The 23,859-nt window shown below is 55.3% G+C and carries 24 protein-coding genes and 1 tRNA gene; 12 read left to right on the top strand and 13 right to left on the bottom strand.

Going from position 1 to position 23,859, the window contains the following annotated elements; genetic code table 11:
* The first annotated feature begins 14 nt into the window (after positions 1-14).
* The gene (locus tag G583_RS0112440; protein ID WP_022871508.1) at positions 15-392 is read left to right on the top strand and encodes a hypothetical protein; all 378 of its coding nucleotides are present in this window, start codon (positions 15-17) and stop codon (positions 390-392) included.
* On the opposite strand, the gene G583_RS15940 is transcribed toward G583_RS0112440, so the two are convergent.
* The gene (locus G583_RS15940) at positions 389-1,675 is read right to left on the bottom strand and encodes a cell division protein PerM (RefSeq protein ID WP_022871509.1); all 1,287 of its coding nucleotides are present in this window, start codon (positions 1,673-1,675) and stop codon (positions 389-391) included. The genes G583_RS0112440 and G583_RS15940 overlap by 4 nt on opposite strands.
* A gap of 223 nt (positions 1,676-1,898) precedes the next feature.
* Between G583_RS15940 and gdhA the strand changes: the two genes are divergently transcribed.
* Positions 1,899-3,236 (top strand): NADP-specific glutamate dehydrogenase, encoded by a 1,338-nt coding sequence (gene gdhA / locus G583_RS0112450; RefSeq protein ID WP_022871510.1) that lies wholly within the window; start codon positions 1,899-1,901, stop codon positions 3,234-3,236.
* Here the strand turns inward: gdhA and G583_RS0112455 are convergent.
* Both G583_RS0112455 and G583_RS15945 read right to left on the bottom strand, forming a co-directional pair.
* Positions 3,229-3,666 carry an acyl-CoA thioesterase gene (locus G583_RS0112455; protein WP_022871511.1) on the bottom strand — a complete coding sequence of 146 codons (438 nt, stop codon included), beginning with the start codon at positions 3,664-3,666 and terminating at the stop codon, positions 3,229-3,231. The two genes, gdhA and G583_RS0112455, sit on opposite strands and share 8 nt — an antisense overlap.
* Positions 3,663-4,883 carry an App1 family protein gene (locus G583_RS15945; protein ID WP_022871512.1) on the bottom strand — a complete coding sequence of 407 codons (1,221 nt, stop codon included), beginning with the start codon at positions 4,881-4,883 and terminating at the stop codon, positions 3,663-3,665. The genes G583_RS0112455 and G583_RS15945 overlap by 4 nt, the downstream gene beginning before the upstream one ends.
* Before the next feature lie 75 nt (positions 4,884-4,958).
* Between G583_RS15945 and G583_RS15950 the strand changes: the two genes are divergently transcribed.
* The 4 genes from G583_RS15950 (at position 4,959) to G583_RS0112480 (ending at position 8,573) form a co-directional block, all read left to right on the top strand.
* Positions 4,959-5,750, top strand: a complete 792-nt coding sequence (locus G583_RS15950) for an inositol monophosphatase family protein (protein ID WP_022871513.1) — start codon at positions 4,959-4,961, stop codon at positions 5,748-5,750.
* A gap of 54 nt (positions 5,751-5,804) precedes the next feature.
* Positions 5,805-6,320: a pyridoxamine 5'-phosphate oxidase family protein gene (locus tag G583_RS15955; RefSeq protein ID WP_322785329.1), complete on the top strand. Its 516-nt coding sequence runs from the start codon at positions 5,805-5,807 to the stop codon at positions 6,318-6,320.
* A gap of 89 nt (positions 6,321-6,409) precedes the next feature.
* A complete protein-coding gene (locus tag G583_RS0112475) occupies positions 6,410-7,540 on the top strand; it encodes a VIT1/CCC1 transporter family protein (protein ID WP_022871515.1) in 1,131 nt (376 codons plus the stop codon).
* A 55-nt stretch (positions 7,541-7,595) separates the two neighbouring features.
* Complete coding sequence (locus tag G583_RS0112480) at positions 7,596-8,573, top strand: AEC family transporter (protein ID WP_022871516.1); 978 nt, start codon at positions 7,596-7,598, stop codon at positions 8,571-8,573.
* An 8-nt stretch (positions 8,574-8,581) separates the two neighbouring features.
* Here G583_RS0112480 and G583_RS0112485 read toward each other — a convergent pair whose 3' ends face one another.
* Entirely contained in the window at positions 8,582-9,505 is a 924-nt protein-coding gene (locus tag G583_RS0112485) for a LysR family transcriptional regulator (protein ID WP_022871517.1), read from the bottom strand.
* 54 nt (positions 9,506-9,559) lie between these two features.
* On the bottom strand, positions 9,560-10,726 hold the full coding sequence (locus tag G583_RS0112490) for a zinc-binding dehydrogenase (RefSeq protein WP_211210766.1): 1,167 nt from the start codon (positions 10,724-10,726) through the stop codon (positions 9,560-9,562).
* Positions 10,727-10,796: 70 nt separating this feature from the next.
* Here G583_RS0112490 and G583_RS0112495 point away from each other — a divergent pair, with 70 nt between their 5' ends.
* Entirely contained in the window at positions 10,797-11,972 is a 1,176-nt protein-coding gene (locus tag G583_RS0112495; RefSeq protein WP_022871519.1) for a thiolase family protein, read from the top strand.
* A gap of 78 nt (positions 11,973-12,050) precedes the next feature.
* On the opposite strand, the gene sucD is transcribed toward G583_RS0112495, so the two are convergent.
* From sucD to G583_RS0112510, 3 genes are all read right to left on the bottom strand, one after another.
* Positions 12,051-12,968 (bottom strand): succinate--CoA ligase subunit alpha, encoded by a 918-nt coding sequence (sucD, locus tag G583_RS0112500; protein ID WP_022871520.1) that lies wholly within the window; start codon positions 12,966-12,968, stop codon positions 12,051-12,053.
* A gap of 18 nt (positions 12,969-12,986) precedes the next feature.
* Positions 12,987-14,150 carry an ADP-forming succinate--CoA ligase subunit beta gene (sucC, locus tag G583_RS0112505; RefSeq protein ID WP_022871521.1) on the bottom strand — a complete coding sequence of 388 codons (1,164 nt, stop codon included), beginning with the start codon at positions 14,148-14,150 and terminating at the stop codon, positions 12,987-12,989.
* A 161-nt stretch (positions 14,151-14,311) separates the two neighbouring features.
* Positions 14,312-16,798, bottom strand: a complete 2,487-nt coding sequence (locus tag G583_RS0112510; RefSeq protein WP_022871522.1) for a UvrD-helicase domain-containing protein — start codon at positions 16,796-16,798, stop codon at positions 14,312-14,314.
* 170 nt (positions 16,799-16,968) lie between these two features.
* On the opposite strand from G583_RS0112510, the gene G583_RS15960 reads away from it, so the two are divergent.
* Positions 16,969-17,646, top strand: a complete 678-nt coding sequence (locus tag G583_RS15960) for a hypothetical protein (RefSeq protein ID WP_156832117.1) — start codon at positions 16,969-16,971, stop codon at positions 17,644-17,646.
* 26 nt (positions 17,647-17,672) lie between these two features.
* Positions 17,673-17,746: transfer RNA gene (locus G583_RS0112525), tRNA-Arg, on the top strand.
* A gap of 185 nt (positions 17,747-17,931) precedes the next feature.
* Here G583_RS0112525 and G583_RS0112530 read toward each other — a convergent pair.
* Together G583_RS0112530 and G583_RS0112535 are read right to left on the bottom strand one after the other, a co-directional pair.
* Positions 17,932-18,204: a hypothetical protein gene (locus G583_RS0112530; protein ID WP_022871525.1), complete on the bottom strand. Its 273-nt coding sequence runs from the start codon at positions 18,202-18,204 to the stop codon at positions 17,932-17,934.
* A complete protein-coding gene (locus G583_RS0112535) occupies positions 18,201-18,512 on the bottom strand; it encodes an ArsR/SmtB family transcription factor (RefSeq protein WP_022871526.1) in 312 nt (103 codons plus the stop codon). Before G583_RS0112535 ends, G583_RS0112530 begins: the two co-directional genes overlap by 4 nt.
* Before the next feature lie 202 nt (positions 18,513-18,714).
* Between G583_RS0112535 and G583_RS0112540 the strand changes: the two genes are divergently transcribed.
* From G583_RS0112540 to G583_RS0112550, 3 genes are all read left to right on the top strand, one after another.
* Positions 18,715-18,945 (top strand): hypothetical protein, encoded by a 231-nt coding sequence (locus G583_RS0112540; protein ID WP_022871527.1) that lies wholly within the window; start codon positions 18,715-18,717, stop codon positions 18,943-18,945.
* Between the two features lie 250 nt (positions 18,946-19,195).
* Entirely contained in the window at positions 19,196-19,714 is a 519-nt protein-coding gene (locus G583_RS15965) for a Dps family protein (protein ID WP_051129738.1), read from the top strand.
* Between the two features lie 190 nt (positions 19,715-19,904).
* A complete protein-coding gene (locus G583_RS0112550) occupies positions 19,905-20,543 on the top strand; it encodes an HD domain-containing protein (protein ID WP_022871529.1) in 639 nt (212 codons plus the stop codon).
* Positions 20,544-20,657: 114 nt separating this feature from the next.
* Here G583_RS0112550 and G583_RS0112555 read toward each other — a convergent pair whose 3' ends face one another.
* From G583_RS0112555 to G583_RS0112565, 3 genes are all read right to left on the bottom strand, one after another.
* Positions 20,658-22,511 (bottom strand): ABC transporter ATP-binding protein, encoded by a 1,854-nt coding sequence (locus G583_RS0112555; RefSeq protein ID WP_029629575.1) that lies wholly within the window; start codon positions 22,509-22,511, stop codon positions 20,658-20,660.
* Between the two features lie 55 nt (positions 22,512-22,566).
* Positions 22,567-22,818: a hypothetical protein gene (locus G583_RS0112560; RefSeq protein ID WP_022871531.1), complete on the bottom strand. Its 252-nt coding sequence runs from the start codon at positions 22,816-22,818 to the stop codon at positions 22,567-22,569.
* Between the two features lie 84 nt (positions 22,819-22,902).
* Positions 22,903-23,727, bottom strand: a complete 825-nt coding sequence (locus tag G583_RS0112565) for a C40 family peptidase (protein ID WP_022871532.1) — start codon at positions 23,725-23,727, stop codon at positions 22,903-22,905.
* Positions 23,728-23,859 lie beyond the last annotated feature (132 nt).

A 23,859-nucleotide genomic window follows, 5' to 3' on the forward strand; every position in this document is an offset into this window, starting at 1 on the left:
GGAAGGCGCCACCGGTGACTGAACGAGAGCAACCATCCCAACGAGGCAAGGTCGCTGACGCCATTTTGTGGATTGTTGCAGCAATGATTGCCACCTATGCCGCGATGGCACTGCCACTGCCTTATAAGGTTGCAGCGCCGGTTTTCGCGATTGCGGCCATTGTGGCAGCCATCCGGCTATTCCGTTTGGCATCCAAGGGTGACCACACGATGTTGGTATGGCTTGCTGGCACGGCGGGCCTCGTCGGCGCCCTGTTTTTTGGTGGTGTCGCGACGTCGCAAATTATTATGTGGGGACCTACGGTGGCCTATGAAGAATGCTTATCCGAAGCGCTCACTGACCGGGCGCTGGTGGCGTGCGAGGATCAGTATTCCCAGAATCTGTGGGATTAGTCGTGCTCTTCGACCACCGCGCGTCGATAGTACAGCGCACCCTGTGGCAGTGGTGCCAGCGCATACCCGATAGCAGAGCCGACCCCGATGTGGGCTGCGAAAAGCCCGGACGCTAGGAGCACTGGTGGGCCGACAGAGCTCAGTTCACCGATAGCCCAGGAACCACCCGAGATCAGCATGATGAGCATGCACAAGAGACCCGCGGTCAGGCCGATCACTGTTCCGGTAACCACCACGGCTATGGTAATCGCGGTGGGGTGATTCGGGATTTTGGCGATGATGGCGTCTTCCAGATGATTTTCGCCCACTCCGAAGAACCACCAGCCAGCAGCAATTCCGGCTAGCGCGAGCAATAAGAGGACCCACCAATGGTCTTGTAGGTTTTGTTCCGTAGGAATCGCGGCGAAGAGTGGCAGTGCCGGTTGCGGGCCTGCGAGTGTGCCAGCTGGTGAGACAACGGTTCCACCGAGGCTAAATCCGGCACCCGTCAAATAGCTGAGCGTCCACGCGGCAACATTGGGCAAGACCAGAATTTGCAACACTGTCACAATGAAGCCACCAAAAATCCCTGCATCGAGACGTTGGTACACATCGGCGACCTCAGCCCAATGGAGCCCGAGCTGGACCGTCATCGCGATCGAAGCGATGACCCACGCACCGGCCAGGCTGATGACCCCGGCGCGCAGTAAAGCCCAGAGATAATGACTGACGTTTCGCGTAGCATCGGAGAACATTTCTACGCGGTCGCCAATGGCCAAAGCTATCGGTCTGCGGAAGTACCCGAGCACTCCCCAACCGTAGCCAAGGACGAATACCGCACCGGGGATCAGCGTGGCAACGGCTGTATTGATGATGACGGTGTCCAGGTTGACCAGTGTGATGGTCCCCCAGACGAAAAACATGTACGAGGCGATGGCGCCGACGGTGGGCTGCCACAGAAATTTCAGCTGGGAGGCTTTGGCCAGCCTCCCACCGGCCCGCCGGGCTAACAGCAACCAGACCAACAACAAGCCCAGCGGTATAAACCACCAGGTGCCGGTAACCTGTTCTGTATCGATATCAAAAAACTCGAGGGGCACTCCGTAACTGGACAACCAGGTATAGGCGCCAATAGCCCCGGCTTCTGAGATGGGCATATCGGCGAATGCTCCGGTGAGCCACATGATGGCCAGTGGCACCACGATGATTGCCGCACCAAGAAAAGCAGCGGCCAGTGCTTCCACGATGCCTTGTAACCACAAGGGCATGGGGAAGGACTTGGTTTCTGTCGTGGTGTTGCTCATCATCTCCTATGGTGCCACTTGGAACGGCTTTGCCGGCTGACCGGCACGACGCTAAACATGACTATGAGGAAACTCTGAGAAAAATTTCTGCAACGTGGTGCAGCAAGACTAGGTTTTAGCCTAAGATAACAACTCAGAAGACAACGGCTGTCTGGGCGTTTAGCCGTGTCTTTTTCCGGCATCGCCGAGCCAGCCAACGACGATGCTTGAGGAAGGTTACGACATGGAACCCGGTTTAGCCCAGATTAGAGAAGAAGTACTGCGCCGCAACCCTGGTGAAACCGAATTTTTCCAAGCGGTCGATGAAATCTTCGCCAGCCTCGGCCCTGTAATGGAACGCCATCCCGAATACGTTGAACACGGGATTCTGCGGCGCATGGTCGAGCCAGAGCGTCAAATTATTTTCCGCGTCCCTTGGGTTGACGACAAGGGCGTTGTCAAAGTCAACCGCGGTTTCCGCGTGGAATTCAATTCTGCACTTGGACCATACAAGGGCGGTATTCGTTTTCATCCCTCCGTGTACCTGGGCATCATGAAGTTCCTCGGGTTTGAGCAGGTATTCAAAAACTCACTGACCGGTATGCCAATTGGTGGGGCCAAAGGCGGGGCCGACTTTAACCCAGCCGGCCGCTCCGAAGGCGAAATCATGCGTTTCTGTCAGTCGTTTATGACCGAACTCTACCGACACATCGGTCAACACACTGATGTTCCAGCCGGCGACATCGGCGTCGGTACCCGCGAAATTGGCTTCATGTTCGGCCAGTACCGCCGCATCACCAACCGCTTTGAATCCGGCGCATTTACCGGCAAGGGCGTCTCCTGGGGTGGTTCACTGGTTCGTCCCGAAGCTACCGGCAACGGCGTCGTCATGTTCGCCAATCAAATGCTGAAGACCCAGGGAACCTCACTGGACGGCGCCACCGTCACCATTTCCGGTTCTGGCAATGTTGCCGTCAACGCCATTGACTACGCACAGCAGTTGGGCGCCACCGTCATTACCGCATCCGATTCTTCCGGTTACGTAGTCGATGAACAAGGTATTGATATCGATTTGCTCCACCAGGTCAAGACTGTGGAGCGCGGACGCGTCTCGGACTATGCCGAACGTCGCAAGAATGCACGCTTTGTGTCCGACGGCTCTGTCTGGGATGTCCCCGTCGATGTGGCACTCCCCTGTGCTACGCAGAACGAATTGAACGGCGACGACGCTGCCACCTTGGTCAAAAACGGGGTCAAAGCAGTAGCAGAAGGTGCCAACATGCCTTCCACCCACAATGCCATCGCGACCTTCCGCGACGCTGGTATCCTCTTCGGTCCGGGCAAGGCGGCTAACGCCGGAGGTGTTGCAACCTCGGCGCTAGAGATGCAACAGAACGCGTCTCGAGACACCTGGAGTTTCGACTACACCCACACACGGTTGGAAGAAAACATGGAAGAAATCCATGACCGGTGCATCGCCACCGCCGAAGACTTCGGCCAGCCCGGCGACTACGTAGCCGGTGCAAACATCGCAAGCTTCCTCAAAGTTGCCGATGCGATGATTGCCCAGGGCATTATTTAAGCTTGGCCACCTCGGCGCGCTGCTGTTCACTCAGCCGCACCGGCCTGCCCGACTCTTGCCCAACAAACACCATGGTTGAGGTAGCACTGACCGCTATATCGTCGCCATCATAGAAGGCATAAGAAACTTCTACCGATGCGCCTTTGACCTTATCGACGCCGACTTCGACACGAACCGGCACGCCACGATAGGGCAGTTGGCGGCGATACTTCACGGTGTGCTCCGCAATCAGTGTCATGACGCTATCCCCCACACCGGCCAATAGGTTGACGTGTGGTTTCGGGGTCGTAGCGTCAAGTGTTCCGGTGCCCGACGGGATGCCGAACGCCAGCACACGGGCCTCTTCCATGAGGCGCACGATTTGGACATTGTTGATGTGGCCGTAGGCGTCCATATCGCCCCAGCGCAGTGGGATCTCGAGCACGATCATGGTTGCTCCTGTGTGTGGTGTGGGAGGTCTTGGGTAAATTCGGGATAATCGGCCCGTAGTTCAGCCACGGTCAGCTGTTCCTCTGCGGTCACCGATTGTGGCCATGCCAACGGTGCGTGCTCTCGAGGAGGCATGACGCCGGAGTTTTCCAGCTGGAACGAGAGCGCCGCGCCATCTGGACCATATGCCCATGCAATACCCGGAGTCGCCTGCTGGGTATTCTCTGCGCGGCCGCCCGCCAACAACGCTTCTGTGGCAGACAGCTGACGGATAGCAATCGCATCAACCCTACCGGGGTGGTGATGCGCGAAATGCGTGTATATCTCGGGGTCGTGTTGACCGTCATCACCCACCAACGTCCACGTGAGCTGTGGGAAATCTTCCGCCAGTCGAGCGAGCGTATTAACCTTATGCGCCATACCCGACCGGAACCAGCTATCCTCGGTCGGGCCCCACGAGGTCAACAACATCGGCCCCAGCGGAAAGAGGTGACGGGTCATGAAGCGAGTCAGGGTTTCTGCCACGTTCCACGGTCCGGTCGAAACATAGAACACCGGAGTGCCGGCATGTTTTTCTGCCAACCGGTTCAGCATCACTGGCATACCGGCAACCGGACGGCGAGCATGTTCATCGATCAAAAAGGAGTTCCAGGCAGCGGTGAATGGCCGTGGCAGAGCGGTTACCCACACGGTGTCATCAACATCGCAGATAATGGCGTTGGTGGTGTCATCATCGATGATGAGCACGTCCTGACTGCGGGACTCCTCGTCGCCGACATGCAGCGTTACCGTCGCCCAGCCGGGATCAAGCGCCGTCTCAATTCGAGCATCGACCACCCCATTGCGGTCGGCTCGAACCTGATGACGCTCACCGTTGACCTCGATGATCACTTTGGCATAAGCGATGGGCGGTGACACAAAGTTTTGCCAACCTCGTACCCCATCACGCAGGATCTGGGTGAGATATTCTGCTTCATTCCACTCGGGCTTCGACAGCAACACCCTAGAAAAGATCCGAACCCAACGCGTTGACCCATAACCGGTAAACGACAAGATGCGCGGGACATCACCACGCTTGCGGGAACGCTGGCGCCGTTTTTTCTGAAAACTGTAATAGGCCAGCGTCGCGAGCTGCTCCGGAGGGGATGCCTCATCCGCCACAGCAGGGGCCCGCCGAGGAATAGCCGGAAAATGATAAGTTTTACGACGACGCGTCATAGTCTTGTTGGTTCCACTCCTTGGTCACCTCCACAGTCTAATACGTTTCCCCCGCCCTGGTTTATGGTTAGTGTCATGTCCAATTTGCGTACCCTGGCATTGCAAGCAGCCCGCGAGCCCGCTGCACTGCTCGCCGAGGCGTTTGCCTCCGGAACTGTTGTGGCCGAAACGAAAACCAATCGACACGATTTAGTCTCCGCCTGGGACCACCGGGTCGAGGAAATGCTCAAAACCAGTTTGACCGGTCACGACGCAGTGTTCTGGGGCGAAGAAACCGGACGCCAATCACCCGCTAGGTCAGGCCAGTTGGAATGGATTATTGATCCGATTGACGGCACCAGCAACTTTGTCCATGGATACCCGATGTTTTCCATATCGATCGCGGCTGCCATCGATAATGCGGTCGTAGCAGGCGTCGTGGTGAATCCCGTTACCGGCACCGAATACTCCGCCGATGCCTCAGGCGCCTATTGCAATGGGGAACGGATCGTTGCTCGTCCGGCGCCCGCCCACGAAGCGCAGTACAACTTGATCACCTCATTTCCGGCAGCCGAAGTATTACATCGAGCTCCCGACGCGAGCACCCTGTTTGGTGATCTCGTTACGAACTTCGCCACGGTCCGGCGCATAGTTTCTGGAGCCCTCGAACTCTGCCATGCGGCCTGCGGGATAGCCGATGTAGTCCTGGGAGTAGATACCCAACCGTGGGATGTTGCAGCGGGATCCTATATCTTGCACCAGGCAGGTGGACGCTACATCACAGCAGTCGATGGCCCGCCACATTTGGCACGACATTATCTTGCACTAGCACCAGACCGCTCATCGGAAGGTATCGCCCCCGTATTCGAAGCAATCCATAGATTGTGACGACCGCGCAGACAATGGTGGCGCACCCTGCCGGAAACCAGCAGAATAGGACATATGAGCGCCTACATGTTTGAACACGAAAAAGATCAGCCGGTTCTCCATCTCAACGCCGAACAATGCGAACGACTCTTGCAAAACACCCGCCACGGTCGACTAGCTTTCATGGCAGACGGTCGTGTGGAAATCTTCCCGGTCAATTACACTTTTGACGGCAAGAACCTGTATTTCCGCACCGCTCCGGGTGCTAAACTGCTCGCCGCTCAGTCCGAATCGATGGTCGCATTCGAGACCGATGGTATCTTGCCGGACGAAGCCTGGTCGGTCGTTGTACGCGGCAACATCAGCACCGTTGACGAAGCTGACGTTGACTACGTCCGTGGCCTCGGACTTGCACCCTGGGTACCCACGTACAAAGATTTCTTTGTCTCGCTAAGCATAGAAGAACTATCTGGTCGACATTTTATTTTTGCTCGCCAGCCAGAGCGTGACGATAAAGAATTTAGCTACGATCCAGACCAATCCACCTCTACCCCACCAGAAGATCCCGATCCCACACAGCTATCTCGCTAGCTCAAATCCACAGCCTCGTCACGCTGGTGCGTTACAGGGGTAAGGTTTGAATGCAGTTTAACTAGATCACCGATATGCAAGGAACGAGGATGTCTGGTTCGGAGTATGAACGCGAAGTGACCGTGGCACCGGGTCCAACGAAGTCACAGATTCGACGGTGGCGCAGGTATTTGGCCGACGAAATTGCTGAAGGCCAGATATACCGAGATCTCGCCCACCGGAGCCAGAAACCCGAAAAAGGTATCCTGCTGGGTCTTGCCGATGCAGAGGACCGGCACGCCCAACACTGGCGCAACCTCCTCGGTGAACATGCTGAAATACGGCGACGCCCGAGTTTGCACCGTGCTCTGCTCCGCGTCTTAGCACGGATGTTTGGTTCGGTCTTCGTGCTTGCACTCATGCAGCGATCCGAATCCAATACCCCATATAAAACCGACTCCGAAGTCCCTCGTGAAATTGCCGCCGACGAAGCGATCCACGAAGAAGTGGTGCGCGGCCTGGCCGCCCGCGGGCGCGAAACCATGGCCGGGAATTTTCGTGCCGCCGTCTTTGGCGCCAACGATGGCTTAGTTTCGAACTTGGCCCTGGTCATGGGCGTTGGGGCAACCGGCATGGCCCCGTCGGTCGTGTTGTTCACGGGTATTGCCGGGCTGTTGGCCGGCGCGCTGAGTATGGGCGCGGGAGAATATGTTTCCGTAAGATCTCAACGAGAACTGCTAGAAGCTTCGCACCCAACCCACATCACCCTGCGGGCCGCTAAACACCTGGATATCGAACAGAACGAACTTGAACTGGTCTACCAGGCACGCGGGATGACTCCCGAGGATGCCAGCCACCGGGCACTCGAACGTCTTGGGTATCTGAATTGCGACTGTAACCCGAGTTTTTCTGCCCGCCCCGATGGGTCTCAAGGTCCGGAGGCCGAACTACAGCAAGAAGAGTTTGAAGCGGTTGGCAACCCGTGGAAAGTCGCGTTCTCGTCGTTTCTCTTCTTCTCCTCCGGTGCCATTATTCCGGTCCTGCCGTTTCTCTTCGGCGTCTCCGGTGTTGCTGCACTGATCTGGGCATTGGGGCTGGTCTCGTTAGCGCTGATCATCACAGGCGGTATCGTTGGTCTGTTGTCTGGCGCTTCCCCCGGGAAGCGTGCGCTGCGCCAGCTTGCCATCGGTTTGGGCGCTGCAGGCGTGACATACGTATTAGGCATGGTCTTCCAGGTATAGCCAGCATGGCACACGGTCAGTGTGGCCGATATAAATCATTGCGGAGAAGAGGCCTATGCTCGAAGCGTTGACTGTCCTGGCTCCGATGTTCGTGATCTTCGGTGTTGGCTTTGGTGCAGGCTATAACCGCCGATTCCAACGGGCTGCCACAGGACTCAATGACTTTGTCTTTTCAATCGCCCTGCCGTGCTTTATCTACATCTCGATTGCAACCGCCGATCTACCAGAATCCTTCCCCGGGCATGTCTGGGTTCTTGCGCTTATTTTTCCTGCGTTCTTTTCAGTGCTGGTGTACTACGGCACACGCTGGCTCACCCCACAGCACCGTACGCAGGCTGCGCCACTGTCGTTGAGTTCTTCCTACGGCAATGTTGGCTACTTCGGCATTCCGATGACAATCGCACTGCTCGGTACTGAAGCTGCGGTGCCCGCCGCCATCGTCCACTTGTTACACAACTTGGTATTCCTCATTGGCTATCCTGTCATTCGAGGCAATCCCAACGATGCAGCACAAAGCACCTCGGGGGCCGTTTCCAACTCAAGCACGTTGCGACGGATCGGGCAAGAAATTCTCACACGAGCGGTCTTGAGTCCCGTTACGATTTCTACATTGCTCGGCATCACGGTGGTCGCTTTGGCACTGCCCGTGCCCCAGGTCATCACCGGCAGTATCGAACTTCTGGGAGCCACTGCTATTCCACTCGCACTGTTTTCCGTCGGCATCGCTATGCATCCGGCTATCAAGAGTTTGCGCTCAGGTGGGCTCTCGCTGGGCCTCGTGCTGACAGGGATCGGGCTAAAGAACATTCTTTTCCCGTTAGCTACCCTCGGGCTAGCCTGGATGTTTCAAGATGCGATGGGAACCAGATGGTTCGGTACCGTCATATTGATGGCCGCTATGCCTATGTCGACTTCGGGGTATGTTCTTTCAGAACGTTATGATGTCTCAGGCGACCTGGCGGCAGCCGTGCTTGCGGGAACTACCATACTGTCCATTGTGACCGTGCCATTGCTAGCGGCCATGCTGCTCTAACTCAACACCTATTGCGTAATGGTGGGAGCAGTTCCTGGCGTTTCCAACGTTGCTGCATCGGCGTAATCCTTGAGGGCTTGGTAGACCGTAGATACCGCAGGATTACGTAGTGATTCTTGACGCATGACCGCCCAGAAAGTGGCCGGATACCCGAACTCCTGGTCTAAGACCGGCACGAGTCTCGGATGATCAGCCGCTAGAAAATCAGGCAGCAGTCCGATACCTGCACCCTGCAGCGTAGAGCTCAGATGGGCATACACGTTGGTCGATGAAATGCCCGACCGCATTTGCGGTAATTTCGTCAAGGCGGCATCCAGGTCCTGGACGAGCAGGATCGCTTCGACATAATAATTCAGACGGTGTTGGCGCAAATCGTCCAGTTTGGTCGGGCGTCCGTGCTGTGCCAAATATGCTTCGGTGGCGTATAACTTCAAACGGTACTCGAGCAGTGGTCGTTCCCACGCACGCGGCAGTTCTGGTTTCCCGACAACGATTTCTAAATCGAGCCCGGAGCGGTTCTGTCGTGCCCGTTGGGTTGAAGTAAACAATTCAATATCCAACGCCGGGTGATCCCGTTGAACGTCTGCCAAGACCGGAGTCGCGATATGACTGGAAAAAGCTTCCGGAGCACCGATCCGCACGGTCCCGGACACGGCTGCTTCGGTCTCATGTGAAACAAGTTTGGCAAGCGATTCTTCGATCTCTTCGGCAATTTCGAAAACTTGTCGTCCCTCGGCCGTGATCTCCCAGCCAGACTGCGAGCGCAAAAGCAAACGATGGCCGGTTATTTTCTCGAGCGTCCCGATTCGTCGAGATACGGTGGCGTGGTTGATCCCAAGAGAATCAGCTGCCGCGGTAAAACGGCCCAGTCGAGCTACCGTCAGAAAGGTCATTAATGACGGCAAGTTGCTGTGCAATTCTTCCCAGTCCATGCTTTCGAGTGTACTTCACCAGGGCCACCGAGATACGTGGCGATGTTGACTTCGTTATTGCAAGGCTGGATTAATTTCGATAACGCCCCGACCGCGAATCTTCCGGTCATTCAGCGCTAGGTAGGCACGGTCGGTTTGGTCGAAGCTAAATCGATCTGTGATGAGCGTACCAAGCTCAATCTTTCCTTGTGCGGCCAACTCAATGACCGCCGGCATCGCCGTTGAGATCTTCGCCCCGTATGATCCCAGAATCTGGACTTTGCGACGAACCACATGCGCAATCGCAGTATCCAACACGTGCCCTGGTGGTGCAATACCGGTGAGCACCACCCTGCCTCCGTCATCGACAAGCGACACCGCCTGGCCAACGGTGTGTTGGGTTCCCAATGCTTCAAAAACGACGTCTACGCCGTGACCCAGTGCAGTTGTAATGACGTTCAAGGGATCTTCTTGACTGCTGTTGATCACATCGGTAGCACCAAGCTCTCTGGCAAGGTCCAGCTTGGCGTCGTCGAGATCGATAACGAAAATCCGTGAAGCACCAGCAGCGGCCGCCAAATGCGTAATCGCCAGACCAATGCCTCCGGCGGCGACCACAGCTACTGTCTCACCGTGCGCCACTCGCCCAACCTGCACCACAGATCCATAGGACGTGAACATACTGCACCCCAGAATTGCTGCGTCCTGCAGAGAGATTTCGTCAGGCAACCAGAACACAGCCGAGGCTGGAATAATAGCTTGACTGGCATGTCCCGCCATCGAATACATGGCAACATCCGTACCGTCTGAACGATGCACCCGTGTTGTGCCATCAAGCAACGTACCGTTGAGACGATTCCTGGTAAAAAACACTTCGCAGAGCTCTTCGAGACCTGCAGCGCAGTGACGACACGACCCACACGGCATAATGAACGCCGCCACCACTCGGTCCGCGGGCCGTACATGTTCGACATCTTCACCTACGTCAACGACGACGCCAGAGACTTCGTGACCGAGTACCGCAGGACGCGGAAAGTTCACTTCGCCTTTGATGACATGTAAATCGGTATGGCAGACACCGCATGCGGCGATATCGACGCGAACTTCACCAGCTTTGGGAGCTCCCAGCTGGAGTGTCTCGGGTCGGATGTGTTCCTCTGTCGATGCGAGGACTTGCGCTTGGATCTCCGACATGATGAGGCCTTTCGTCGCCGTAGGAATCCTATATGTCTCTTGGTGCATGTGAGTTAGGATACAGATAACCACACTGTCTATCACATGCTGACTCAGCACAGAACCACGGAGGAACTGCATGCCTGAACAAAAAATCGTTGTACTCGATGGTGCCCGAACACCTGTTGGAAGTTATGGCGGGGTGCTCTCATCTGTTGAGGCGTATAAACTTGGTGGCGCCGCGATCAAAGAATCGCTTGCCCGCACCGGAGTAGACGACAACAACATCGACGACGTCATCATGGGCCAAGTTGGTCAGGTTGGACCGGATGCTTATAACGCTCGTCGAACTGTTCTCGAAGCCGGTCTACCGCAGAGCACTCCCGCATTCAATGTGAACCGTCTCTGCGGTTCTGGACTACAGGCCGTATGGTCGGCTGCGCAGGAGTTGCATTGGGGTGGCGCTCGCTACGTGGTGGCCGGCGGTAATGAGTCGATGTCACGTATGCCCTTTTTGGATTTCAACGCGCGTGGCAATAAGCGTCTCGGTCATCGCACCGTTTTGGATGGCACCATCGCGCTGCTCACCGACCCGTTCTCTAATGCGCATATGGGTGTCACTGCCGAAAATGTTGCCGCAAAATATGAGGTTTCTCGGCCTGAACAAGACGAGTTCGCTGCAGAATCACAGCGTAGGGCAGCGTCGGCCGAGGCGCAGGCTGCTTTTGCAGAAGAAATTGTTGCTCTGGAAGTCGACCGGGTCGGCACCGTCGATACTGATGAACATCCAAAACCTGATTCGACGGTCGAAAAACTAGCGGGCTTGCGCCCTGCGTTCCAGCAGGATGGCACGGTCACTGCCGGAAATGCTTCAGGGATCAATGATGGCGGTGCCGCAATGGTTCTTTCAACCGCTGAAGTGGCAGCAGCCCAGGGGCACAGCGTGCTGGGTTCATTAGAACACGTAACCAAGGCTGCAATGGATCCGAATCTTATGGGGTATGCACCCACACATGCGCTCAACATCATGTGGGAGGAAACCGGGCTGAGTCCAGCAGATATCGGTCATGTGGAACTGAACGAAGCGTTTGCCTCCCAGTCGCTTGCTGTCATTCGGGATGCAGGCTTATCGATGGAGCAAACTAACCCATATGGTGGCGCAATCGCTTTGGGCCACCCCATTGGTGCCACCGGTGCGGTGCTGACTCTGCGTGCGCTCTATGCGATGCGTCGGAACAACCACGAGTATGTCGTCGTCACTGCGTGCATCGGTGGCGGGCAGGCTCTTGCATTGTTGTTCAAGAACGCAGCCTAGTGCGTCCCCCCTTAACGTACACGAAGCCCAAGCAAACGCTTGGGCTTCGTTACTATCTGATGAACTCAGATGCGAGACTTAGAGATTCTTGAAGATCTCGCGCATCTTGTCAGCGGCCTCGGTTGGGGTTTGGCCAACCTGAACGCCTGCCGCTTCAAGAGCTTCTTTCTTCGCTGCAGCGGTTCCGGATGAACCGGAAACGATTGCCCCGGCGTGACCCATGGTCTTGCCTTCTGGCGCCGTGAATCCGGCAATGTAGCCAACCACTGGTTTGGAGACATTGTCTTTGATGTATTCGGCGGCTTTTTCTTCTGCGTCGCCGCCAATTTCACCGATCATGATGATGGCTTTGGTCTCTGGGTCCTGTTCGAAGGCTTCCAGCGCATCGATGTGGGTGGTGCCAATGACGGGGTCGCCACCGATACCGATAGCAGTCGAGATACCGATCTCGGACAGTTCGTGCATCATCTGGTAGGTCAAAGTACCCGACTTGGAAACCAGGCCGATTGGGCCAGTGCCGGTAATGGTAGCCGGTGTAATACCTGCCAATGCGACATCTGGTGTGATGATGCCTGGGCAGTTAGGACCAATGATGCGGGTCTTTGGTTTGCCGTCAGAACCAACATTGGCCTGTGAGGCAGCAAAGAACTCGGCGGTGTCCTGGACAGGGATACCTTCGGTGATGACTACGAGCAGACCGATTTCAGCTTCAATGGCTTCCATTGCAGCATCTTTTGCGAATTTCGGTGGCACGAACATGACCGAAACATCGGCGCCGGTTTCTTTCATGGCTTCTTCGACGGTGCCGTAGACGTTCAGTGAGACGTCTTTGCCATTGGCGTCAACGTGCTCGACGGTTTCGCCTGCGCGACGTGCGTTGACGCCGCCAACAATGTTGGTGCCGGCTTTCAGCATCAGTGCGGTGTGTTTAGTTCCTTCGCCGCCGGTAATACCTTGGACGATGACCTTTGAATCTTTATTGAGGAAGATCGACATTTCTTCTTTATCCCGTCCTTACTTGTTGGCCAACTCGGCGGCTTTGTCAGCGCCTTCGTCCATGGTGGCCGCAATGGTGACCAGCGGGTGGTTGGCTTCGGCCAGAATGGCGCGGCCTTCTTCCACCTTGTTTCCGTCCAGGCGTACAACCAGCTGTTTGGTTGCGGTATCGCCTAGGATTTCTAGCGCCTGCACAATACCGCGGGCAACCTGGTCACACGCGGTGATACCACCGAAGACATTTACGAATACAGAGTTGACCTGTTCGTCGCCCAGGATCACATCGAGGCCATCGGCCATGACCTGTGCGTCAGCGCCACCACCGATGTCCAGGAAGTTGGCTGGTTTGACGTTGCCGTGGTTTTCGCCAGCGTATGCGACGACGTCCAGTGTGGACATAACCAGTCCGGCACCGTTACCAATTACACCAACGGAACCGTCGAGCTTCACGTAGTTGAGGCCTTTGGTTTCAGCTTTGGCTTCGAGTGGGTTTTCGGTGCGTTCGTCAACGAGGTCAGCGTGTGCTGGCTGACGGAAGTCGGCGTTGTCATCTACGGTCACTTTTCCGTCGAGTGCAATGAGTTTGCCTTCGCCGGTGAGGACTAGTGGGTTGACCTCAACGAGAGTGGCGTCTTCTTTTTCAAAGACTTCACCGAGTTTGACCAGCACATCAGCGATATCGCTTTGCATGTCGTCAGCGAATTTAGCTTCTTTTGCAATCTGCTCTGCTACTTCGCGGTTCAGACCTGTGGTTGGCGAAACTGGAACGCGGGCCAGATCATCTGGACGCTCTTCTGCCAACTGCTCGATGTCCATACCGCCTTCTACCGATGCCATAGCAAGGTAGGTGCGGTTGGCGCGATCCAGCAGCATCGAGAAGTAGTACTCTTCTTTGATGTCAGCGCCAGCAGCGATCATCACCTGGTGGACGGTGTGACCTTTAATGTCCATGCCAAGAATTTCTTTGGCATACTCATATGCTTCGTCGGCGTTCTTCGCTACTTTGACACCGCCGGCTTTACCGCGGCCGCCTACTTTAACTTGGGCTTTGACAACGGTAACGCCACCGAGTTTTTCAGCGGCTGCTTTGGCATCTTCCGGTGTTTCGGCAACGATCCCAGCCAGCACGGGTACCCCGTGTGCTTCAAAAAGATCGCGTGCCTGGTACTCATACAGGTCCACGGGTTTGCAGTCCTTTTACCTCGACAACTTATTGAACGACACTCCCGGAACAGATATCCCCGGGCGTCGGCGAGTTCGGCTTAACGCCACAAAACTCCTAAGCCCTTACTGTAGTCCACTGGGAGGGGGTCCCCCGAACAATGACTACATATTGGCACGGTTTACGTCTTTTTCAGTGGTGCGTAGCGCAGCAACAAGCGTTTTTCAGATTCAGCGAACTGTACAACAGCTACGGCTTTAGGGCCCTCGCCTTGGACTCCGGTTACCACGCCTGTGCCGAATGATTTATGTTCAACGATGTCGCCTATGGCGACCGAAATGACTTCTTTATTTGGGTTCACCTGGGTACGAGGTGCTGGCTTCTTCACTCGGGCTGTCTCTTGGGCTTCGGTAATACCCTCGGCTGCCGCCTTGCCGTAGTTCTTGCTTGCGGTCGAAGCACCCCAATGTGAGCCGCTGAAACGTTGCGCATCCCGGTAACGGAAGCCACGCACTCCGGTGTCCTGTCCGAAGCCTCCGAAGCCACCGCCAAACCCTGAGGTTCCCGGTGCCCCTTTTCCTTCACGTTCCCAGTCAATAAGCTCTGCTGGAATCTCCGATAGGAACTGGCTGGCCGGATAGAACTGATGCTGTCCCCACATACTGCGCGACTCTGCGCGTGACACATAGAGCCGTTCGCGTGCTCTCGTCAGACCGACATACGCCAGACGTCGTTCCTCGGCCAACTCCTTTTCATCCGCCATAGAACGGGCGTGTGGGAAAACGCCGTGTTCCATACCCGTGAGGAAGACGACGGGGAATTCCAGGCCTTTGGCAGTATGCAAGGTCATCAGCGTGACCTCACCCATGTATTCTGCGAGCGCTTGGCCTTCTTCATCTGCGGCATCCGGCAGCTGATCAGCATCAGCAACCAGTGCGACCTGTTCCAAGAAGTCACCGAGGGTTCCGTCCGGATTAGCCTTATCAAACTCCCGTACAACACCGACTAGCTCGCCGAGGTTATCGGCTCGGGATTCATCTTGAAAATCCTTGGAGCTACGCAGTGCTTCCAGCATGCCGGTTTGTTCCAGCACGGCCTCAAGAATCGTAGCGACCGATTCTGTTTCAGCAACTTGTTGTAGGTCGTCAATCAGCTGCGTAAATTTCTTGACCGCGTTCAAAGACCGCTTCGCCATGCCTCCAGGTGAATTTTCAGCATCACGCAACGCCCGCATAAAGGTGGATTGCGTCCGCGTCTGAAGAGCAGCGACAGTGCCTTCGGCTCGATCTCCGATACCGCGTTTTGGTTCGTTCAGGATACGCCTGAGGTTGACGTCGTCGTCCGGGTTGTCCAAAACGCGCAAGTAGCCCAGCGCATCTTTGATTTCTTTCCGGTCGTAGAACCGGGTACCACCAACCACACGATATGGAATGCCAGAGGCGATCAAACGTTCTTCAATGGAGCGAGACTGAGCATTGGTGCGGTAAAAGATCGCCATATCAGCTGGCCGATAGTCTTGATTGTCCATGAGGTCATCGATGGTGTCTGTGATCCACTGAGCTTCGCGTGATTCAGATTCTGCCGCGTAGCCAGTGATCTTTTCGCCATTACCCTCAGCGGTCCACAGGCGTTTGACCTCACGCGACGGGTTCTGTGCAATTACCGCGTTTGCTGCATCCAGAATGGTTTGAGTGGAACGATAGTTTTGTTCCAGCCGAATCACCGTGGCGTCCGGGTAATCGTGCTCAAAATCGACAATGTTGCGAATATCCGCACCACGGAAGGCATAAATCGACTGATCAGAGTCGCCCACTACCGTCAATTGACCGCCTTCGGTTGCCACACCCTCCGGTTCTCCCGGAGCACCGGTCAGAAGCCGTACCAAGCGATATTGTGCATGGTTTGTATCCTGGTACTCATCGACCAGAACGAATCGGAAACGACGTCGGTAGTTATCGAGAATCGCAGGGAACGCATCAAACATATGAACGACGTTGCCCAGCAGATCGTCGAAGTCCATGGCGTTGGCACCGCGTAGCCGGGAAGTATATTCCTTATAGATTTCTGCGACAGCCTGGTGCCACGGGTCAGCGGGAGCGGTTGACGCAAATTTCTCATCGTCGACGAGTTCGTTTTTCAACGAGGAAATCTTATTGCGTATAGCCCGTGGGGCGAAACGTTTTGGATCTAGGTCAGCGTCTTTGGCAATCTGGGTGATCAGGCGCAACGAATCAGACGCGTCATAAATCGAGAAGTTGGACTTTAGTCCAACGTGTTTAGCTTCGCGACGGAGAATGCGAACACACGAGGAGTGGAAAGTAGAGATCCACATCTTGGCTGCCTCCGGACCCACGAGCTCGCCGATCCGTTCCCGCATTTCGGCTGCAGCTTTATTCGTAAACGTAATCGCCAAAAATTCGTGTGCTCGCGCATCGCCCGTCGCCAATAAATGCCCAATCCGATGGGTCAGCACACGAGTTTTACCTGAACCAGCACCGGCGACAATGAGCAAGGGCCCACCACGATGCAAGACCGCTTCAGCTTGAGATTCATTCAAACCTGTCACCAAGCGCTCCGCCGACGCATTTGGCGCAGGCGCCAAATGTTCAGAACTGGCATCAACGGAAAATGCAGGGCGAAATTGGGGCAAAGAAGTCTGGTAGGCCATAGGCTCCAAGTCTAGCCGGTCACGCTTCCAAAACTGGTCTGTGTTCGCCGGCTGTGGAGAAGCTCTGCAACACCGATCCGGTGAATTCAACTAAGATGAGTACCAGGTATTTCAGAACGACATGAGGTTCCCACGCCAAGTTTGGCATCGAGATCTGCACCGGAGGATGAGTGGCAAGAAAGCGCCGAGCCAAAGACTACGAGGACCATCAATCGATTCGGCCCATGCCGAAGAAAAGAACAGATCGTCCACGTTTGACTGTTGCCCAGGCGAAGGAGGACATCCAACAAGCCGGTCGGCAAGAAGGCAGTCCGGGCATGTTAGTGCTCGCCGTCCTCGCAGTCACGTTGTTCATCGGCTTTTATTACCACATTCTGGCGCTTCAAGGCATGCAGCAACTCACCGGTGGGACGCCTATGCTCGACCATCATGTTTCTGGTTTCACGATCACAGACGTCGAACACCTTGCCGAACGCATGGATGACGACGCGTTGGGCCAGTACAACTGGGTGCACATCACCGCCGGTCGAATCTTTCCGGTCATGCTTGGCCTCAGCGTGATATCGGTGGGTTTGTGGACATTACGCACCAAACTCGCCAAATGGGGTGCTGTAGCGGCAGCTGTGATCTACGCCGGTTTGGAAATCTGGGCCTCGATCACTAGAGAAGCTGTACTGCAAGACATAACCGAGGCAAATACTTCGCTTGCCTCTACACTGACCGTATTGCAATGGCTTGTCTTTGCTTTCCTGATCATCTGGATCGTAGCCATGCTGGTGCTGAAATTTATTGGTCGAAATAACCCTGGCCTTGCGACATCAATGGATCCAGAGCGCGAGATCCCCTAGGATAGCCTGTGGCCTTCAAGGCCCTCGCCTCCGTAGCTCAGTTGGATAGAGCATCCCTCTCCTAAAGGGAAGGTCGCACGTTCGAATCGTGTCGGGGGCACCGCTCAACTAAGAGACATTCACGCATTCTTCTGCTGCCGGTCTTTTCTTAGCTCTCCCGAAACTACTCGGAGACAATTCAAGATGGCATGCAAGTTGCTTGACTGCCTTTTCCACATCTAGGCCACACAACAATCCAAGACCCCGGCACGTTAAAACCGAGGCCTCGCAAAAAGTTGGCAATTCCTATGGAATATCAGTAAGTGTTTTCTCCACTCCTGCTATCCGTCGCTCGATTTCAGTAAGGCGGTCCGCCATCGCCTGCTGTGACTTTGCATTCTCGATCAGCGTCTGTCGAATATCGCGAACATCACTCACCTTGACATGGTTCGCACCGATTTCTTGCTGCTTGGCGGTGAAGTACTTTCTAACAATCACCACTACGGCAGCAACAACTCCTGACGCTAACAGCAGGCCAACAGCAATCATCACAATCGGTATAAAAATATCTGGATTCATGAAGCCCCCTCTTCATTGTCTAAAGCTTGAAAAGTTTCAACAGCTTGTCGAATAGTTTCCTGGTTGACGATGAGATGAAAATCCTCAACTCGTAACTGACGCATCGCCTTACCCTCGTCGGACAACAACAGCTCACTAGAAATGAACCCTGCCTCTTCGAGCTTCTTCGTGTGCATGTAAAGCAATGCCCGTGACATCCCCACCCGCCTAGCCAGCTCGCTCACATGAAGCGGTTCATGCGCCAGCTCCGCAATGATCCGCATCCTCTGAGGGCTGGCAACAGCCGTCAACTGTGCACTCAGATCCAAGTTCCACCTCCCATGTGTAAGTTTATACTAACAGATGGAATATATGAATTTCGAAACTCGTTATTGCCATCCGCAACGAAGCGCTCCACCTAGACCCTCACCTGAGCAGTCACAGACGAAAGAGGTCGAGCTCAGCATCCGAGACGGGCATACCCGGCTTGAATGCCTGTATTAGTCCACCGATAAAAAGTAGGGTTTCTACATGCCTAAACTCCCCGTAGAAATTGAAGCAACAGATCACATCGAAGCCAGACAAATCGAGGCAATCTACCAACGGGGCGAAAGACATCAGGTTTTAGAGGACGAAGTTACGGAGGCAGTATGGAGCAAAGGATGGACACCCGTTGGGAAACCGATCTTTATCGGTTTAAGTAATGGCGCACCAGTGCTCTACCGATTTGAGGTGCCAGTGGAAACCAGCATCGGCGGATAGCAACGTCCTCCATGCGATTCCTACAGAGAAGGTCGCACGTTCGAATCGTGTCGGGGACACCATTGCTACTCAGTTCTGGCAAGCACCTGAACCTTATAAAGTACTGACAATCGCGTGAGGTAAGCCTTACATATCTTGCGACGCCCTGAGAAAAGGTATTGAGTAGAGACTGAGGGTAGAACCTTACAGAGACATGATCCGTCGTCGCGACATGGCAGACCGCCAACTTCAGCGGCAGAAAGGTTACTCAATGACTGACAACTACGCAGATTACACCACCCCCGGCATGGATTTCGAAGACAGCCACCGCATCACCGATATCTTGCAGGTACGTCTCCATGCCCTTAATGACCTACACCTTACGCTCAAACACGCCCACTGGAACGTGGTCGGACCGGACTTCATTTCTGTTCATGAGATGCTCGATCCACAGGTAAATGAAGTTCGTGCATGGGCCGACCTGGTCGCTGAACGCATCGCGACCATGGGTGCGTCTCCCAAAGGCACCCCCGGATCGATCGTCACCGGCCGCACGTGGGAAGACTACGCAATCAATCGCGGCTCGACCTTAGCGCATATCTCGGCACTGAACGACGTCTACACCGGCGTCATCCAGGACTTCCGCAATGCCATAGCCGAAACCGGCAAGGCGGACCCGATGACCGAAGATATTCTTGTTGAGATCACCCGCGGGCTTGAACTGTTCCAGTGGTTCCTGCGCTCATTTATCACCAAGTCGGACGGCACACTCAACCCAGTGTCTGAGTAAATCCGATTATTCACAAACCGTGCGCGGTCCCGCTTGGGGCCGCGCACGGTTTTTGGTTAAACAAACAGTTCACGCCCAACAGCTCTGGTCGAGGTCGGCCCAAGTTTGCAAGCATGGAAGGCAGCACGCTTCGATAAAGGTGCGATGAACTGGAGAAATCCTCCCCGACTTTTGAAAGGCAGGATGAACCGTGGCTGAAACTATCGCCGGGGTGACAATCCCCGACAGCAAGATGGCTCAGGACGCCACCGCACTAGTGCGCGACGTTGCCAATGATCTGATCTTTGACCACTCACGCAGGACGTTTCTCTTCGGCTCGTTGCGAGGCATGGAGGAAGGTTTGCGTTACGATTCGGAACTACTCTATGTCGGTGCGATGTTCCACGATCTGGGGCTCACAGATACCTATCGTCGCACTGACCAACGGTTCGAAATCGATGCTGCCGATGTTGCCCGCGATTTCCTGAAAGAATATGGCCTGGATGGCGATGCTGCCGACACCGTGTGGGCGGCCATTGCGTTGCACACGACGCCAGAAATTCCTCTCCATATGCAGTCCGAAGTCGCGCTAGTGACTCGCGGTGTAGAACTCGATGTATTGGGGATCGGGTACCATTCACTCACACCCGAGCAGCGTGAAGCCGTCGTTGAAGCACATCCGCGTCCAGATTTTAAGAATAAAATCCTTGCGGCCTTCACCCACGGCCTCAAAGACCGCCCGGAAACTACGTTTGGAAACGTCAAAGCTGATGTTCTCGAGCACTTCCTACCGGGTTTCCAACGTGGTGACTTCGTCGAGGTCATCCGCGACAACCCCTGGCCGGAATAAGCAGAACTCGCTGATTATTCCCACCCGATTCGCTGCGCAAAGATACCATAGCGTTGATCCCAAAATGTTTCGGGAGTCATCTGTGTACTATCCAAATCATTCTCCTGACTCGAGTTATTCAAACTGTGTTGCATACAGCTCGGCATACCGCTGCCCCGCAGCCAATAACTCTTGGTGCGTCCCCCGTTCAGCAATGCGGCCGTCCTCAACGACGAGAATCTCGTCAGCCTTAACAATCGTGGAGAGCCGGTGTGCAATAACCAACGCGGTGCGTGCCTCGAGTGCTTTATCTAAGGCCTGCTGTACTGCGGCTTCATTGGTGGCGTCCAACGACGCGGTCGCTTCATCCAGAATCACTGCCTCCGGGGCTGCGATCAGCAAGCGGGCTATCGCCAGGCGTTGACGCTCCCCACCGGACAGCCGGTAACCGCGCTCCCCCACAATGGTATCGAGGCCATCGGGCATCGCCCCAACCACTTCGGTTAACCGTGCATGTTGCAGAATCTCCCAGATATGCACGTCATCGACGGCACGGTGCCCCAGGGTGAGGTTGTCGCGGATCGACGCGTGAAACAGGTGCGAATCTTGAGTCACCATACCAACGCGATCATGAATGTCTACGGCCTTAGCTTCACGTAGATCAACCCCATTGAGTTTGATGGATCCGCCGGTGACGTCATAGAGCCGAGAGACAAGACTAGCGATCGTGGATTTACCGGCCCCCGAGGAACCAACTAACGCAACGGTCTGCCCAGGATCCACGGTGAAGTTGATCCCGTGCAGCACTTGGCCTGAGGACCGATCATCCAGGACCGCAACCTCTTCGAGACTCGCAAGAGATACCTCAGATGCCGCAGGATACTCAAAATTGACGTCCTCGAATTCAATACGGACACCGCCTGCTGGAATCGCTTGGGGGTCCTCCGGGTCAGTGATCATCGGTTTGAGATCTAACACTTCAAAGATTCGTTCAAAGGAAACCAACGCGCTCATGAGTTCCACACGAGCGGTTGCTAGTCCTGTCAGTGGTGCATAGAGCCTTGTCAATAGCAACGCCATCGTTACGACGTCACCAGCGTTGAGGCCGCCTGTCAGTGCCTGATACCCGCCAATACCGTAAACAGCTGCCAGGGCCAGCGCTGATACCATCGTCAAGATGGTCATGAAGACTGAAGTCCACACGCTGATCTGGACTCCGGAGGAACGCACACTATCCGCCCGAGCAGCGAAGATCTCTGACTCATGTTGCTGTTCACCAAAGAGCTTGACCAAAGTTGCACCCGGAGCGGAGAAACGTTCGGTCATCTGGTCGCCCATGGTCGCGTTACGTTTGGCACGCTCGCGAGTCAGCACCGCTAATCGGGAACCAAGTGAGCGCGCTGGGAAAAGAAACACAGGCAACAGTACAAGCGACACCAGGGTGATTTGCCATGAGGTGGTCAGCATGACGACCAGGGTTACAGCCAACGTGACGACATTCATCACCACGGTTGGCAGCGTTCGGGCGATAGCCGTCTGGGCACCAATGACATCGTTATTGAGCCGAGACACAAGCGCGCCTGTTCGTGCACGAGTAAAGAATGCGATAGGCATTGTCTGCACATGTGTGAAAACGGTGGTGCGCAGATCAAATATCGTACGTTCTCCAAGGGAAGCAGACTGCCATCGTGAGATCACATCGAGAATGGCTTCAACGACTGCAACGGCTGCGATTAGCAGCGCAAGGCGGATGACGACGCCTACATCGGATCCATCAACAATCGCGTTGACAACGTCGCCTGCCAAGATGGGCGATACGACTGTGAGAACCGCTCCGAGCGCTGAGACGGTCAGGTAGATGATCAATCTGGCGCGGTACCGCGAAATAAATGACCAGGATCGACGTATTGTGCCCGGTTTCAGCGAGTGGCCGCCCTTACCGTATTGCATTCCACCCAGGGCAGCTCTGCCCGCATGGCTCATACTCATGAGTTATTCAATTCCCTTCACTGCTCCGCCACATGTCAACACCAAATGTTGGGAACTATTCCCGGCTGGTGTTCTTGCGCATGAAACCCACAGATGCGGCGTGAGCTTTGTCGAAGGGTGCCATGCCGCCACCTTCCGCGAGGCCTGCAGCATAGCCAGCGATAAACCCAACGAGCAGGTAATCCCGTTGTGGGTCATCATTGATGTTGTGGGCGACCGTCTGGAGGGCGGCAATATCGACGGCTACGGGGTCGATTTCTAAAGACTGGAGGAGTTGGTTCGCCCACTCAGGCAGGGTTTGAGACACGTCATAGACTTTCTGTTAAATGCATCAAGGTCTCTCCTGTTTTCCAGAAGAGACCTTGATGGTGCAGTTGTATAAAGAGAAGACCTAGCCGGTGTAGGTGTAGTAACCCATCAGTGGGTTACGAGTGACGTTGTGCAGGATGGTGCCGGTCGATGGGTTCTGTGCACCGATCATCTGGCCGTTGCCAACGTAGATGCCAACGTGACCGCCACCGTTTTGGAAGACGAGGTCACCTGGCTGTGGACTGGAGGTACGAGTGAATTGACCCGAGCCTAGGATGGCTGAAGTGCTGGATGGAATGTTGATTCCAGCCTGTGCGTAGGCCCATGCGGTGAAACCGGAGCAGTCCCAGCCGCCCGGTCCTTTGCCGCCCCAGACGTATGGGGTGCCGATACCTGAGTAGGCAGCTGAGACAACTGCACCTAAGGAACCGGATGATGAAGGGGCTGGTGCTTCCTGAGTCTGGGTGGTCGAAGCGGTTTCAGTTTCGCTTTGAGTTTCACTCTGGCTCTGGGTGGAAGATTCGTTTGCGGTTTCGCGCGTTACCGGAGTGAGATCGGCTTCTTCAGTCGATTCGGTTTCTGGTGCTGGCTCGGGTTCTGGTTCCGTGTACTGCGATTCAAGATCTGCACGGTTCAGGTCCAGTGCGCCAGGTTCAGCGGAGATAACATCCGCATTACGAGAAGTGCGTTCCAGCTTGAAGTTTGTGGCTGGCAGAGTCGATGTTTCACGATCAGTCTGCACAGGGGCAGCGTTAGCTGCTGGGGGTACGGCTAGAACCATGCCGGAGGCTGCTGCAAGAACTGCTGCCTGGCGGCCTGAGCGACCGATGACCTGAGTCATGGCCCCTAGCGTTGCGCCCTTCTCAGGAGTTGCACGGTGACGTGCGGTTGAAATGCGCTTCGACACTTGAGTTTACCTCTCTCATGTGCTGCAAGACCTTGAGCCTCACTCCGCCATGAACATATTTATACAACTGCTATGTTTTGCCTGCCAGCCGCGGAGTACAAAGCAAACTGGTGGCCGGTGCGAAAGCCTATT

Origin of the sequence: Yaniella halotolerans DSM 15476 (assembly GCF_000420805.1) — a bacterium.
GTDB lineage: Bacteria > Actinomycetota > Actinomycetes > Actinomycetales > Micrococcaceae > Yaniella > Yaniella halotolerans.

What these genes read in the sequence shown, in the direction of transcription:
- G583_RS0112455 (WP_022871511.1), bottom strand. Translation starts at nt 3,666, where the DNA reads ATGATCGTGCTCGAGATCCCACTGCGCTGGGGCGATATGGACGCCTAC.
- G583_RS0112490 (WP_211210766.1), bottom strand. Translation starts at nt 10,726, where the DNA reads ATGCACCAAGAGACATATAGGATTCCTACGGCGACGAAAGGCCTCATC.
- G583_RS0112530 (WP_022871525.1), bottom strand. Translation starts at nt 18,204, where the DNA reads ATGAATCCAGATATTTTTATACCGATTGTGATGATTGCTGTTGGCCTG.
- G583_RS0112510 (WP_022871522.1), bottom strand. Translation starts at nt 16,798, where the DNA reads ATGGCCTACCAGACTTCTTTGCCCCAATTTCGCCCTGCATTTTCCGTT.
- G583_RS15950 (WP_022871513.1), top strand. Translation starts at nt 4,959, where the DNA reads ATGTCCAATTTGCGTACCCTGGCATTGCAAGCAGCCCGCGAGCCCGCT.
- G583_RS0112480 (WP_022871516.1), top strand. Translation starts at nt 7,596, where the DNA reads ATGCTCGAAGCGTTGACTGTCCTGGCTCCGATGTTCGTGATCTTCGGT.
- G583_RS0112495 (WP_022871519.1), top strand. Translation starts at nt 10,797, where the DNA reads ATGCCTGAACAAAAAATCGTTGTACTCGATGGTGCCCGAACACCTGTT.
- G583_RS0112540 (WP_022871527.1), top strand. Translation starts at nt 18,715, where the DNA reads ATGCCTAAACTCCCCGTAGAAATTGAAGCAACAGATCACATCGAAGCC.
- G583_RS0112485 (WP_022871517.1), bottom strand. Translation starts at nt 9,505, where the DNA reads ATGGACTGGGAAGAATTGCACAGCAACTTGCCGTCATTAATGACCTTT.
- G583_RS0112555 (WP_029629575.1), bottom strand. Translation starts at nt 22,511, where the DNA reads ATGAGTATGAGCCATGCGGGCAGAGCTGCCCTGGGTGGAATGCAATAC.
- sucD (WP_022871520.1), bottom strand. Translation starts at nt 12,968, where the DNA reads ATGTCGATCTTCCTCAATAAAGATTCAAAGGTCATCGTCCAAGGTATT.
- gdhA (WP_022871510.1), top strand. Translation starts at nt 1,899, where the DNA reads ATGGAACCCGGTTTAGCCCAGATTAGAGAAGAAGTACTGCGCCGCAAC.
- G583_RS15955 (WP_322785329.1), top strand. Translation starts at nt 5,805, where the DNA reads ATGAGCGCCTACATGTTTGAACACGAAAAAGATCAGCCGGTTCTCCAT.
- G583_RS15945 (WP_022871512.1), bottom strand. Translation starts at nt 4,883, where the DNA reads ATGACGCGTCGTCGTAAAACTTATCATTTTCCGGCTATTCCTCGGCGG.
- G583_RS15940 (WP_022871509.1), bottom strand. Translation starts at nt 1,675, where the DNA reads ATGAGCAACACCACGACAGAAACCAAGTCCTTCCCCATGCCCTTGTGG.
- G583_RS0112475 (WP_022871515.1), top strand. Translation starts at nt 6,410, where the DNA reads ATGTCTGGTTCGGAGTATGAACGCGAAGTGACCGTGGCACCGGGTCCA.
- G583_RS15965 (WP_051129738.1), top strand. Translation starts at nt 19,196, where the DNA reads ATGACTGACAACTACGCAGATTACACCACCCCCGGCATGGATTTCGAA.